The organism is Enterobacter sp. JH25 (assembly GCF_021725435.1).
Taxonomy (GTDB): Bacteria; Pseudomonadota; Gammaproteobacteria; order Enterobacterales; family Enterobacteriaceae; genus Enterobacter; species Enterobacter intestinihominis.
In genome coordinates this window covers 4,649,986-4,662,738 of the sequence record NZ_CP091319.1, presented here as the reverse complement: position 1 = coordinate 4,662,738, position 12,753 = coordinate 4,649,986, and the positions used below count along the sequence as shown (strand labels likewise).

At 52.6% G+C, this 12,753-nt stretch carries 12 protein-coding genes; 7 read left to right on the top strand and 5 right to left on the bottom strand.

The genetic code is table 11. The features are described from left to right. Window positions 1-56 precede the first annotated feature (56 nt). From L2Y28_RS22350 to dsbA, 3 genes are all read left to right on the top strand, one after another. A complete protein-coding gene (locus tag L2Y28_RS22350) occupies window positions 57-326 on the top strand; it encodes a YihD family protein (protein ID WP_003861904.1) in 270 nt (89 codons plus the stop codon). Window positions 327-401: 75 nt separating this feature from the next. Then, on the top strand, window positions 402-1,388 hold the full coding sequence (locus tag L2Y28_RS22345) for a serine/threonine protein kinase (protein WP_022649859.1): 987 nt from the start codon (window positions 402-404) through the stop codon (window positions 1,386-1,388). A gap of 27 nt (window positions 1,389-1,415) precedes the next feature. Further along, window positions 1,416-2,039, top strand: a complete 624-nt coding sequence (dsbA, locus tag L2Y28_RS22340) for a thiol:disulfide interchange protein DsbA (RefSeq protein WP_022649858.1) — start codon at window positions 1,416-1,418, stop codon at window positions 2,037-2,039. Between the two features lie 21 nt (window positions 2,040-2,060). On the opposite strand, the gene L2Y28_RS22335 is transcribed toward dsbA, so the two are convergent. Continuing rightward, entirely contained in the window at window positions 2,061-2,969 is a 909-nt protein-coding gene (locus tag L2Y28_RS22335; protein WP_022649857.1) for an acyltransferase, read from the bottom strand. Between the two features lie 439 nt (window positions 2,970-3,408). Between L2Y28_RS22335 and polA the strand changes: the two genes are divergently transcribed. Beyond that, on the top strand, window positions 3,409-6,201 hold the full coding sequence (gene polA, locus L2Y28_RS22330) for a DNA polymerase I (protein WP_022649856.1): 2,793 nt from the start codon (window positions 3,409-3,411) through the stop codon (window positions 6,199-6,201). A 311-nt stretch (window positions 6,202-6,512) separates the two neighbouring features. On the opposite strand, the gene yihA is transcribed toward polA, so the two are convergent. After that, window positions 6,513-7,142, bottom strand: a complete 630-nt coding sequence (gene yihA, locus L2Y28_RS22325; protein ID WP_003861913.1) for a ribosome biogenesis GTP-binding protein YihA/YsxC — start codon at window positions 7,140-7,142, stop codon at window positions 6,513-6,515. 191 nt (window positions 7,143-7,333) lie between these two features. Here yihA and L2Y28_RS22320 point away from each other — a divergent pair, with 191 nt between their 5' ends. The 3 genes from L2Y28_RS22320 to hemN all read left to right on the top strand — a co-directional run bounded on the left by L2Y28_RS22320 (window position 7,334) and on the right by hemN (window position 9,800). Further along, entirely contained in the window at window positions 7,334-7,561 is a 228-nt protein-coding gene (locus L2Y28_RS22320) for a hypothetical protein (RefSeq protein ID WP_022649855.1), read from the top strand. Between the two features lie 161 nt (window positions 7,562-7,722). Then, window positions 7,723-8,238, top strand: a complete 516-nt coding sequence (gene yihI, locus L2Y28_RS22315) for a Der GTPase-activating protein YihI (protein ID WP_022649854.1) — start codon at window positions 7,723-7,725, stop codon at window positions 8,236-8,238. Between the two features lie 188 nt (window positions 8,239-8,426). Further along, window positions 8,427-9,800, top strand: a complete 1,374-nt coding sequence (gene hemN, locus L2Y28_RS22310) for an oxygen-independent coproporphyrinogen III oxidase (RefSeq protein WP_022649853.1) — start codon at window positions 8,427-8,429, stop codon at window positions 9,798-9,800. A gap of 100 nt (window positions 9,801-9,900) precedes the next feature. On the opposite strand, the gene L2Y28_RS22305 is transcribed toward hemN, so the two are convergent. The 3 genes from L2Y28_RS22305 to glnL all read right to left on the bottom strand — a co-directional run bounded on the left by L2Y28_RS22305 (window position 9,901) and on the right by glnL (window position 12,595). Beyond that, the gene (locus tag L2Y28_RS22305) at window positions 9,901-10,011 is read right to left on the bottom strand and encodes a YshB family small membrane protein (RefSeq protein ID WP_032622020.1); all 111 of its coding nucleotides are present in this window, start codon (window positions 10,009-10,011) and stop codon (window positions 9,901-9,903) included. Window positions 10,012-10,121: 110 nt separating this feature from the next. After that, window positions 10,122-11,534, bottom strand: a complete 1,413-nt coding sequence (gene glnG, locus L2Y28_RS22300; RefSeq protein WP_022649852.1) for a nitrogen regulation protein NR(I) — start codon at window positions 11,532-11,534, stop codon at window positions 10,122-10,124. 11 nt (window positions 11,535-11,545) lie between these two features. After that, window positions 11,546-12,595, bottom strand: coding sequence for a nitrogen regulation protein NR(II) (gene glnL / locus L2Y28_RS22295; RefSeq protein WP_003861923.1), 1,050 nt, complete (start codon window positions 12,593-12,595; stop codon window positions 11,546-11,548). Window positions 12,596-12,753: the final 158 nt, after the last annotated feature.

Genomic DNA, 12,753 nt, shown 5'->3' with positions numbered 1-12,753 from the left:
TTTTATTGTGGGATTGACCCTGCTAACGTGTCTCTCTAAATGAAAGGAGCACTACCATGAAATGTAAACGTCTTAATGAAGTCATTGAGCTTCTCCAGCCGGCCTGGCAAAAAGAGCCAGAGCTGAATCTGATGCAATTTTTACAGAAACTGGCGAAAGAGTCAGGTTTTGATGGCGAACTGGCAGACCTTTCTGACGACATCCTGATCTACCACCTCAAAATGCGTGACTCGGCTAAAGATGCTGTTATTCCTGGTATTCAGAAAGATTATGAAGAGGATTTTAAAACCGCATTACTGCGCGCCCGAGGCGTAATTAAAGAGTAAAAGCTTGTAAGCGGAGCCACCGAAATCGCCACAAGATGATATCCTGAATCATTCGTATAATTTCCGGATGATCGGATGAACGACCAGGCTTTTACTTTCCAGACACTACACCCGGATACCATTATGGATGCGCTGTTCGAGCAGGGTATTCGGGTGGATTCCGGGTTAACCCCTTTAAACAGCTACGAAAACCGTGTCTACCAATTTCAGGACGAAGAGCGCCAGCGCTTTGTCGTAAAGTTTTACCGGCCACAGCGCTGGTCCGCAGAACAAATTCAGGAAGAGCATCAGTTTGCCCACGATCTGCTGGATGACGATGTTCCCGTTGCGGCACCGCTCAAATTTAATAACCAAACGCTGCTGACCCATCAGGGTTTTTACTACGCGGTATTTCCGAGCCTGGGCGGAAGACAGTTTGAGGCAGATAATATCGATCAGATGGAATGGGTTGCCCGTTATCTGGGGCGCATTCATCAGACGGGACGTAAAAAATCGTTTGTTGCCCGACCGACGATTGGTGTTCAGGAATATCTTATTGAGCCGCGAGAGGTATTCGAAACATCGGCGCTGATCCCAAAGGCGCTTAAGGATAATTTCCTCACGGCGACCGATAAGCTTATTGATGCTGTAAAAGCCTGCTGGCGGGATGATATTACCGCTCTACGCCTGCACGGTGACTGCCACGCCGGGAATATTCTCTGGCGCGACGGCCCGCTATTTGTCGATCTTGATGACGCTCGTATGGGACCTGCGGTGCAGGATCTGTGGATGCTGCTTAACGGTGATAAAGCCGAGCAGCGCATGCAGCTTGAGACCATAATTGAAGCTTATGAAGAATTTAGCCCCTTTAATTCAGACGAAATTGCCCTGATAGAGCCTTTACGTGCGATGCGATTTGTTTATTATCTCGCGTGGTTAATCAGGCGTTGGGAAGACCCGGCTTTTCCCCGAAATTTCCCCTGGCTTACCGGGGAGGATTACTGGCGCAACCAGATATCCACATTTACCGAGCAGGTTAAGGTTCTACAGGAACCCCCTCTGCAATTAACGCCGATGTATTAATTGGACACACCCAGGAGAGAGTTAATCATGAAAAAAATTTGGCTGGCGCTGGCTGGTATGATTCTGGCATTTAGCGCAACTGCTGCGCAGTTTACCGACGGCAAGCAGTACATTACGCTGGACAAGCCTGTAGCTGGCGAGCCTCAGGTGCTGGAGTTCTTCTCCTTCTACTGCCCGCACTGCTACGAGTTTGAGCAGGTACTTCATGTTTCTGACAACGTGAAGAAAAAGCTGCCGGAAGGCACCAAAATGACGAAATACCACGTTGAGTTCCTTGGCCCATTGGGTAAAGATCTGACTCAGGCATGGGCGGTTGCGATTGCGCTGGGTGTGGAAGATAAGATCACCGCGCCTATGTTTGAAGCCGTACAGAAAACCCAGACCGTACAAACTACGGCAGATATCCGTAAAGTGTTTGTTGATGCCGGTGTGAAAGGTGAAGACTACGACGCTGCCTGGAACAGTTTTGTGGTGAAATCTCTCGTGGCACAGCAGGAAAAAGCTGCCGCTGACTTCCAGTTGCAGGGCGTGCCAGCGATGTATGTTAACGGTAAATACCAGGTAAATATGCGTGGTATGGACACCACCAGTATGGATATCTTCGTACAACAGTACGCTGATACCGTGAAACACCTGGTTGAGATGAAGTAACAAACATAAAGAAAACGCCGGTCATTGACCGGCGTTTTTGTATGAAGATTTTAACTCCGCTATCTGTTCGTCTTTCTCTTTCCAGAGTGTATTGAGCCAAAGCTGGAAACGACGTTTGAAGTTTTTATCGTTAACGTAATCACCGTGCAGTTCCGTATCGATGGGCAACAGATCAACGCGGACTACGATACGCGTCAGCTTGCCGCTGAGCATATCGTAGAACGGCGTCCTGTCGTTTTCCGGATAGCAGAGCGTTACGTTCAACAATTTATCAAACTGCTCACCCAGCACGTTGAGGGCCATTGCGATACCCGCTGCCTTTGGCGGCAACAGGTGCTGATACGGAGAGCGAGTCTGCTGGCGCTTCTCTTCGGTAAAGCGCGAACCTTCGACGAAATTAACTATGGTGGTGGGATGCGCGCGAAACTTCTCGCAAGAACGGCGCGTAGTTTCCACGTCCATACCGCGGCGTTCCGGATGACGAATCAGATAGCTGCGTGAATAGCGTTTCATAAACGGCATATCCAGCGCCCAGCAGGCCAGACCAATGAAAGGCACCCATGCCAGTTGCTGTTTCAGAAAGTATTTGTTCATCGGAATATGTTTGCGAAACAGCACGCACAATACAACGATGTCGGCCCAGCTGTGATGATTGCAGATCAGCAGATACCAGTTCTTTTTATTCAGCTTCTCAAGGCCCTGAACGTCCCACTTTAACCAGGGGTTCAGATACAACAGGATCGCCAGCCCTTCACACCAGCAGTACATCATAAAATTACAAAAAGCAGACACTGCACGCCATACCGGAGGGACGGGCAGCAGGAGCTTAATTATTCCGGCAACGATGATTGGCACAGAACAGGCGATGGTAACCAGAATAGTTAAAATGACGCTTAGCAATAAGGTTATCGCAGCGAGTATTTTCGACATAATGAATTTTTTCAGATAGTTAGCTGTAATTAAGCAGCCGGCTATCCGGTGCTGGGCGCCGATCTTATCAGATATTGGCCCAGACCAGGGCGCTTTCGCACGAAGAGGCTGCGGCTTTTCCTGCCATGCAGCGAAATTTTCTATATAGACAGGGTGCTTACGTCTTATATCCACATAGACTAAATAACCATCAGCGGGGTGGGATCTTAAGTGATCTAATTTCAACTAATTGATTTTATTTGATAAATAAGTTTTCAGTATCAGTTTTATAGAACTGTTATTCACCTGTATTAAAAATATGCACAAACTTATCCACAGTTTGTTTTTGCGATCGATCTTCACGATCGCAAAATCTTTTTCTGTATAAAGCGCTAAAACCTGATGTTTTCATCCTTCTGTGGCATCCTTTACCCATAAATTAATTAAAGGCACGGACATTATGGTTCAGATCCCAGAAAACCCACTTATACTCGTCGATGGCTCTTCTTACCTTTATCGGGCGTATCATGCGTTTCCTCCTCTGACCAACAGCGCAGGGGAACCTACCGGCGCAATGTACGGCGTGCTGAATATGCTACGCAGCCTGATTCTGCAATACCACCCAACCCATGCGGCCGTGGTGTTTGATGCGAAGGGGAAAACCTTCCGCGATGAATTATTTGAGCATTACAAATCTCACCGTCCTCCCATGCCTGACGATCTGCGTGCGCAGATTGAACCGCTGCACGCTATGGTCAAAGCGATGGGGCTGCCTTTGCTGGCTGTCTCGGGCGTTGAGGCTGACGACGTTATTGGCACCCTGGCGCGCGAAGCTGAAAAGGCTGGCCGCCCGGTGCTGATCAGTACCGGTGATAAAGACATGGCGCAGCTGGTAACACCTGGGATCACGCTGATTAATACCATGACCAATACCATTCTTGGCCCGGAAGAAGTGGTTGCCAAATATGGCGTGCCGCCAGAACTCATTATTGATTTCCTCGCCCTGATGGGGGATTCCTCGGATAACATCCCTGGCGTGCCGGGCGTGGGCGAAAAAACAGCTCAGGCGCTGCTGCAAGGGTTAGGTGGGTTGGATACGCTGTACGCTGAGTCCGACAAAATTGCCGGACTTACCTTCCGTGGTGCAAAAACCATGGCCGGAAAGCTCGCCGATAACAAAGAGGTGGCTTACCTCTCTTATCAGTTAGCCACCATCAAAACCGACGTCGAGCTGGAACTTACCTGCGACCAGCTTGAAGTGCAGGAACCCGCCGCAGAAGAACTGCTTGGCCTGTTCAGAAAATACGAATTTAAACGCTGGACCACGGATGTCGAAGCCGGGAAATGGCTTCAGGCGAAAGGGGCAAAAGCTGCGGCGAAGCCGAAAGAAACTATTGTTGTCGATGCCGAAGAGCAGGCAGAAGAAGAAGCGGCAGCGCTCTCATTCGATAACTATGAAACCATCCTTGAAGAGTCGCAGCTCGTCGCCTGGATTGAAAAGCTGAAAAAAGCACCGGTATTTGCGTTCGATACCGAAACGGACAGTCTCGATAACATATCTGCCAATATGGTGGGCCTGTCATTCGCGACGGAGCCGGGTATGGCAGCCTATGTTCCGGTAGCGCATGACTATCTGGATGCGCCGGAGCAGATCTCGCGCGAGCGCACCTTAGAACTGCTGAAGCCGATTCTGGAAGACGAGAAAGCGCTGAAGGTCGGGCAAAACCTGAAGTACGACCGCGGTATTCTGCAAAACTACGGCATTGAACTGCGTGGTATCGCTTTTGACACCATGCTGGAATCTTACATTCTGGACAGCGTGGCGGGCCGCCATGATATGGATTCCTTATCCGATCGTTGGCTGAAACACAAAACCATCACCTTTGAAGAAATTGCCGGTAAGGGCAAAAATCAGCTGACCTTTAACCAGATCGCGCTGGAAGAAGCAGGCCGCTACGCCGCGGAAGACGCTGATGTTACGCTACAGCTGCATCTCAAAATGTGGCCGAAATTGCAGAAGCACGAAGGGCCGCTGAATGTTTTCCAGAACATTGAGATGCCGCTGGTGCCTGTGCTGTCCCGCATTGAGCGTAACGGCGTCAAAATCGACCCAACGGTGCTGCATAATCACTCTGGCGAGCTGGCGCAGCGCCTGACCGAGCTTGAACAGAAAGCGCATGAGCTTGCTGGAGAGGCATTTAACCTGTCGTCACCGAAACAGCTGCAAACCATCCTGTTTGAAAAGCAGGGTATTAAACCGCTGAAGAAAACGCCGGGCGGCGCGCCTTCAACCTCTGAAGAGGTGCTGGAAGAGCTGGCGCTGGACTATCCGCTGCCAAAAGTTATCCTGCAGTACCGTGGTCTGGCGAAGCTGAAATCGACCTATACCGACAAACTGCCGTTGATGATCAACCCGAAAACGGGTCGCGTGCACACCTCCTATCACCAGGCTGTAGCGGCGACCGGGCGGCTTTCGTCAACCGATCCTAACCTGCAAAACATTCCGGTGCGTAATGAAGAGGGCCGCCGTATACGCCAGGCTTTCATTGCGCCAGAGGATTATCTGATTGTCTCCGCAGACTACTCGCAAATCGAACTGCGTATTATGGCGCACCTGTCGCGTGACAAAGGCCTGCTGACGGCATTTGCTGAAGGGAAGGATATCCACCGGGCGACAGCTGCCGAAGTGTTTGGCCTGCCGCTGGACAGCGTGACAAACGAACAGCGTCGTAGCGCTAAAGCGATTAACTTTGGCCTTATTTACGGCATGAGCGCATTTGGCCTTTCACGCCAGCTCAACATTCCGCGTAAAGAGTCGCAGAAGTATATGGATCTCTACTTTGAGCGCTATCCGGGCGTGCTGGAATATATGGAGCGTACCCGCGCGCAGGCGAAAGAGAAAGGCTACGTTGAAACGCTGGATGGCCGTCGTCTTTACCTTCCGGACATCAAATCCAGCAACGCCGCGCGCCGTGCTGGCGCTGAACGTGCTGCTATCAATGCCCCGATGCAGGGCACTGCGGCAGATATCATCAAACGCGCGATGATCGCCGTTGATGCCTGGCTGGAAAAAGAGAAACCGCGCGTGAAAATGATCATGCAGGTACACGATGAACTGGTATTTGAAGTCCATAAAGACGACCTGGAAAAGGTCTCTCAGAAGATCCATGAACTGATGGAAAACAGCATGAAGCTGGACGTTCCGTTGCTGGTGGAAGTGGGTAGCGGCGAAAACTGGGATCAGGCTCACTAAGCGTTATCGGAATAACGCGCGTTTTATGTAAGTAAGCAACATAAGTACGCGCGTTTTGTGACGATCATTAGAATTCCCTATGTAAAGAATGAAAAAAAACTACAAAAAGTGCTTTTTCAAGAGACAAAAAAAGAGTAGAGTTAACGACGTAGGGTACAGAGGTAAGATGTTCTATCTTTCAGACCTTTTACTTCACGTAATCGGATTTGGCTGAATATTTTAGCCGCCCCAGTCAGTAATGACTGGGGCGTTTTTTATTGCGGGAAGGAAAGTTTCGGGCGAAAAAAACGCGGTCATCGCCGCGCCTGTTGTTACTCTGCTTCCGCTTCTGTCGCCGGTTCCAGATCGTTAAACCAGCTGTCTAGCTTCTGTCGCAGTTTGTCCACACCCTGCTTTTTCAGCGAGGAGAACGGTTCAACCTGTACATCACCGTTGAATGCCAGCACCGCTTCACGCACCTTGTTCACCTGCGCCTTGCGCGCGCCGCTCGCCAGCTTATCCGCTTTTGTCAGCAGCACCAGCACCGCAATATCGCTTGCCACCGCCCAGTCAATCATCTGCTGGTCGAGATCTTTTAGCGGGTGTCGAATATCCATCAGCACCACCAGACCTTTCAGACACATTCGTTTTTCCAGGTATTCACCCAGCGCACGCTGCCATTTGATCTTCATCTCTTCCGGTACCTGCGCGTAACCGTAGCCCGGTAAATCGACCAGGCGTTTGCCTTCAGCCACTTCAAACAGGTTAATCAGCTGAGTACGGCCAGGTGTTTTTGAGGTACGCGCCAGGTTTTTCTGATTGGTCAGCGTATTCAGGGCGCTGGATTTTCCCGCATTGGAGCGGCCAGCAAATGCCACTTCAATCCCTGTGTCTGAGGGCAGGTGGCGAATATCGGGCGCACTGGTGACAAAATGCGTCTGTTGGTAGTTCCAGGTAGTCACGTGGTCGTCTCCAAAAATCGTAATCTGCGGGGGATTATACCTGAATGCGGGCAAAAGGCTTTTCCCTTCGTCATTGACGTGTAAGTGAAAGCCCTACGGAATGTAAGAGATCTGCCCTTAAGCGTATGAGAAATTTAAGAGAAATCGCAGGCGCTAAAAAACTCAAAATATTAAAATTCAAAGAGTTATTAATGAGTAATTATCTGAAAATCCGGTTTAGTACCTTTTCGTTGCTTGTTAGTTTAAGAGAACAAGGTAAAGTGTGCGTCAAGGCGAGGATGCCAGCAGGAAAACGACTTAAGGATAAGGGTCAGGAGCGCCAGGAGGCGAAGACTCAGGATTGTCAGGACGACCGGCGCCTGGAGGCGTTTTTAACAGGAAACGGAACCGTATCACGGACGGTAGTAGCCAAGGGATAAACAGGGTTTGTTGAAGGCAAACAGGGAATGTCTGACCCGTTAAGGGTTGTGAGTCAGGAAAAAAGGCGACAGATTGCTCTGTCGCCTTTTTTCTTTGCTTGCTTTCTGCTAGATTTCGCCGCAATTCTATACTGAAGAAAACGACTTAAAGATAAAACATCATGAAAAAACCGACCTCCGCTGCGGGCGCGAAACGCCCTGCAAAAGCACGCCGCAAAACGCGCGAAGAACTGAATCAGGAAGCGCGCGATCGCAAACGCGATAAAAAGCATCGTGGCCATACTGCGGGTAGCCGTGCTAACGGTGGCGGTGCCGCAGGCGCTTCTGCAAAAGGTAAACAGCAGAAAGATCCTCGTATCGGCAGTAAAACTCCCATTCCACTGGGCGTGACAGACACGCCGGTCACTAAGCAGCACAAACCAAAGAGCGAGAAACCTATGCTTTCACCGCAGGCTGAGCTGGATATGCTGGAGAACGATGAGCGCCTGGATGCGCTGCTGGAACGTCTTGAAGAGGGTGAAACCCTGACCGCTGAAGAGCAGTCCTGGGTAGATGCCAAACTGGATCGCATTGATGAACTGATGCAGAAGCTGGGTCTGTCCTACGATGATGAAGAAGACGAAGAGGAAGACGAAAAGCAGGAAGATATGATGCGTCTGCTGAAAGGTGGAAACTAACATTTGCACCCGGCAGGTACACTCGTCCTGCTTATAACCCTTCCGGTTATATGTTATCTGGTGTGGTTATTCGTTAAACTACGGCGGTTGTCGCGGCGACAGAAGTGGCTGCGCACCCGAATGATGGCCCGCAACGGGACCAGAACGGGCCGCCGTATACGAACGCGACACCAACGGAAGGAGTGAGCATGTCTGTACCATCTATCGACTGGGATTTGGCCCTGATCCAGAAATATAACTATTCCGGGCCGCGTTATACCTCATACCCCACCGCGCTGGAGTTTTCTGACGCTTTCGGCGAGGCGGATTTTCAGCATGCTGTGGCGCGCTATCCCGAGCGCCCGCTGTCGCTCTACGTCCATATTCCGTTCTGCCACAAGCTCTGCTACTTCTGCGGCTGCAATAAAATCGTTACCCGCCAGCAGCACAAAGCCGATCAATACCTCGATGCGCTTGAACAGGAAATTCTGCACCGCGCACCGCTGTTTAAAGGCCGTCACGTCAGCCAGCTTCACTGGGGCGGCGGTACGCCAACCTATCTGAATAAAGCGCAGATCAGCCGCCTGATGGCGCTACTGCGCGGCAATTTCAGTTTTAACGACGACGCTGAAATTTCGATCGAGGTCGATCCGCGTGAAATCGAGCTGGATGTGCTGGATCATTTACGCGCCGAAGGCTTCAACCGCCTGAGTATGGGCGTACAAGACTTCAACAAAGAAGTGCAGCGCCTGGTCAACCGCGAGCAGGATGAAGCGTTTATCTTTGCCTTACTCAACCATGCGCGTGAAATCGGCTTTACCTCAACGAATATAGACCTGATTTACGGCCTGCCGAAGCAGACGCCGGAGAGCTTCGCCTACACGCTTAAACGCGTGGCTGAGCTCAACCCGGACCGTCTGAGCGTCTTTAACTATGCGCACCTGCCGACGCTGTTCGCCGCGCAGCGCAAAATCAAAGATGCGGATCTGCCTTCCGCCCAGCAGAAGCTGGACATTTTGCAGGAGACCATCGCCTCGCTGACCGAAACCGGCTATCAGTTTATCGGGATGGATCACTTTGCCCGCCCTGACGACGAACTGGCGATTGCTCAGCGCGAAGGTGTTCTCCATCGTAACTTCCAGGGATACACCACCCAGGGAGATACCGATCTGCTCGGAATGGGTGTCTCCGCTATCAGCATGATTGGCGACTGCTACGCCCAGAACCAAAAAGAGCTGAAGCTGTATTACCAGCAGGTTGATGAAACGGGCAACGCGCTGTGGCGCGGCATTGCGTTAACGCGCGACGACTGCATCCGTCGTGATGTGATTAAGGCGCTTATCTGCAACTTCCGTCTCGAATTCCGCGAGGTGGAGTCGCAATGGGATCTGCAATTCAGCGATTACTTTGCCGAAGACCTGAAGCTTCTGGCGCCGCTGGCGAAGGACGGGCTGGTGGATGTGTCGGAGAGCGCGGTGGTCGTCACGCCGAAGGGGCGTCTGTTGATTCGTAATATCTGCATGTGCTTCGATGCCTATCTGCGCCAGAAAGCGCGTTTACAGCAGTTCTCGCGCGTGATTTAAGTTGCAATGCCGGATGGCGCTTCGCTTACCAGGCCTACAACTCGCAACTATGTAGGCCGGGTAAGGCGAAGCCGCCACCCGGCTTTTCATCGACAGCTCGTTAGCTAAACAGCCCAACCAGTGCCGCACACAATACCGCCGCAAAGGCAGTTTGTGGCGTGTGGCTTTCTGCTGCACCGCTCGAAAGCAAGGTCACTAATGATTCCAGCATGATGCTCCCCCCAGTTTCCGGGCACGATCATACAAAACTCATCGGAACAGTAAAGCGCAAAATAACGGCACTTTGCGCTCAATTAGTAACCTTTACACAGCGGAGTAAGATCACTCCATTCCCAGCTCTTTCAGCTTGCGCGTGAGGGTGTTTCGACCCCATCCCAACAGGCGAGCCGCTTCCTGTTTGTGGCCCTGGGTATGACGAAGCGCGGTGGTCAACAGCGTGCGCTCCATTTCAGGCTGTGCTTCAGAAAGCAAGTTTTGATGACCGGAACGCAGCGCGCGATCTGCCCACTGCGCCAGCAGCGTCGCCCAGCTATCCGGCAACGTATGTCCTGCGGTGCTCTCGGGCACGGTGGCTTCAAACAGTTCTGCCGGTAAATCCTGAATCAGCACTTCCTGGCCGGCGGCCATCACCGTCAGCCAGCGACAGGTGTTTTCCAGCTGACGCACGTTGCCCGGCCACGCCAGACGGGTGAGGGCGGCATCCGTTTCCGGATGAAGCTGCTTGGCTTCCACGCCCAGCTCGCGGGCCGCCACCTGCAGGAAATGGCGCGCCAGACGCGGGATATCTTCCCGACGCTCGCGCAGCGGCGGCAGGTGGACGCGGATCACGTTCAGACGATGGAATAAATCCTCACGGAATTTCCCCTCCTGTACGCGCAGCTCCAGGTTCTGATGCGTCGCGGCGATAATGCGTACGTCCACCTTCACCGGCGCATACCCGCCCACGCGGTAAAACTGTCCATCTGCCAGCACGCGCAACAGTCGGGTCTGTACATCCAGCGGCATATCGCCGATTTCATCCAGGAAAAGCGTGCCGCCGTCAGCCTGTTCAAAGCGTCCCTGACGAATGGTATTGGCTCCGGTAAACGCCCCTTTTTCGTGGCCGAACAGCTCAGATTCAATTAAATCCTTAGGGATCGCTGCCATGTTCAGGGCGATAAAGGGGGCTTTCGCCCGCGGGCTGTGGCGATGCAGGGCGTGTGCGACCAACTCTTTACCGGTCCCTGATTCACCGTTAATCAAGACGCTGATAGACGAACGCGACAGACGCCCGATGATGCGAAACACGTCCTGCATGGCCGGCGCTTCACCGATGATGTCCGTCGTCGGTCCAAAGTCGGGGGCATTGCGGGGCTGCTGTTGCTCCTGATAGTGGCTGATAGCGCGCTCAACCAGCGCAACGGCTTCGTCGATATCAAACGGTTTTGGCAGGTAATCAAACGCGCCCTGCTGGTACGCGCTGACGGCAGCATCCAGGTCGGAGTGGGCGGTCATTATGATGACCGGAAGCATAGGGTGGCGCTGTTTGATCTGCTTTAAGAGCGCCAGTCCGTCCATTCCCGGCATGCGAATATCCGAGAGCAGAACGTCCGGCGTTTTGGTGGTGAGTGCGTCGAGCACCTCGCTGCCACTCTCAAACGTCGTGCAGCTTAATCCCGCTCCTGTGAGCGCGCGTTCAAGCACCCAACGGATGGAGCTATCGTCATCGACTACCCAGACTATCCCTCGTTGCATAAACGTCACCTTTATTTTTTAATCGGCAGGAAAACCGAAAACTCGGTATGTCCCGGCCAACTGGTAAATTCAATTTTGCCGGAGTGTTGGTCAATCAAATTTCGGGCTATGGATAACCCCAGCCCGGTGCCGCCTTCGCGACCGCTGACCATCGGGTAGAACAGGGTGTCCTGGAGATGCGGCGGGATCCCCGGTCCGTTATCTTCCACATCAATACGTGCTGCCAGACGATAACGTACGCCGTGCAGCGTCAACTGGAACGCGGTGCGGGTACGCAGAATAATTTCGCCACCCTCCGGGCCCAGCGCCTGCAACGCGTTACGCACAATGTTCAACAGCACCTGTTCAATCTGGTCCGGATCGTGCGCCAGCTCCGGCAGGCTTGGGTCATAGTCACGCACCAGCGTGACGTTATCCGGCAGCTCCATCGAGACGAGTTTCACCACCCGCTCCGCGACCTTGTGAATGCTTTCTGAAACGTGCATCCCTGGCTGCTGCGGCCCGAGCAGGCGATCGACCAGATTACGCAGACGGTCCGCCTGCTCAATAATGACGTTGGTATACTCCGCCAGGGCAGGGTCAGGCAGCGCTTTGGTCAGAAGCTGTGCCGCACCGCGTAAGCCGCCCAGCGGGTTTTTGATCTCATGGGCCAGCCCGCGCACCAGGTCGCGCGCCGCAATCTGCTGCGCATGCTGAAGCTGCTCCTGGCTGAGACGACGCTGGTTATCCATCGGCGCCATTTCCAGCAGAATCATGCCATCTGGCAGGCGCTGTGCGGTGAGGGACAAAATATGCGAGCGTCCGTCAATCACCAGCGTCACTTCGTTATCGGTGAAGCCCTGACCCGCCTGCAAACTCTCCTGCATCAGGCCAATATTCAGCGAGAAATAGCTCAGCAGTTCTGGCAGCGGCGTGCCAAACAGTTTACGGGCGCTTTGGGCGAGCAGCTGCTGCGCCGCCGGGTTGGCGTAATGCACCGCCAGCTCGTCGTCGACCAGCAAAATACTGTTAATTAAAGAATTGAGGATCTGCCCAGCATCGGGCAGCGTGCCAGTTGCCATTCAGCAGTCTCCTGGAGTCGTTGCACTATTTTAGTGCAGTATAGCGTTTTAGAGGTAAAAAGCGCGTGAGATCAGGTTGTTGGTGGAGAAAAAAGCCCATCCGAAGATGGGCTAAAGTTTCCACGGCAACGACTCCCGACGCGTATGCGCCGGGTAAA

Coding starts and splice junctions, on each gene's coding strand:
- L2Y28_RS22320 (WP_022649855.1), top strand. CDS start 7,334: ATGAGTAATTATCTGAAAATCCGGTTTAGTACCTTTTCGTTGCTTGTT.
- polA (WP_022649856.1), top strand. CDS start 3,409: ATGGTTCAGATCCCAGAAAACCCACTTATACTCGTCGATGGCTCTTCT.
- dsbA (WP_022649858.1), top strand. CDS start 1,416: ATGAAAAAAATTTGGCTGGCGCTGGCTGGTATGATTCTGGCATTTAGC.
- hemN (WP_022649853.1), top strand. CDS start 8,427: ATGTCTGTACCATCTATCGACTGGGATTTGGCCCTGATCCAGAAATAT.
- glnG (WP_022649852.1), bottom strand. CDS start 11,534: ATGCAACGAGGGATAGTCTGGGTAGTCGATGACGATAGCTCCATCCGT.
- L2Y28_RS22335 (WP_022649857.1), bottom strand. CDS start 2,969: ATGTCGAAAATACTCGCTGCGATAACCTTATTGCTAAGCGTCATTTTA.
- L2Y28_RS22350 (WP_003861904.1), top strand. CDS start 57: ATGAAATGTAAACGTCTTAATGAAGTCATTGAGCTTCTCCAGCCGGCC.
- glnL (WP_003861923.1), bottom strand. CDS start 12,595: ATGGCAACTGGCACGCTGCCCGATGCTGGGCAGATCCTCAATTCTTTA.
- yihI (WP_022649854.1), top strand. CDS start 7,723: ATGAAAAAACCGACCTCCGCTGCGGGCGCGAAACGCCCTGCAAAAGCA.
- L2Y28_RS22305 (WP_032622020.1), bottom strand. CDS start 10,011: ATGCTGGAATCATTAGTGACCTTGCTTTCGAGCGGTGCAGCAGAAAGC.
- L2Y28_RS22345 (WP_022649859.1), top strand. CDS start 402: ATGAACGACCAGGCTTTTACTTTCCAGACACTACACCCGGATACCATT.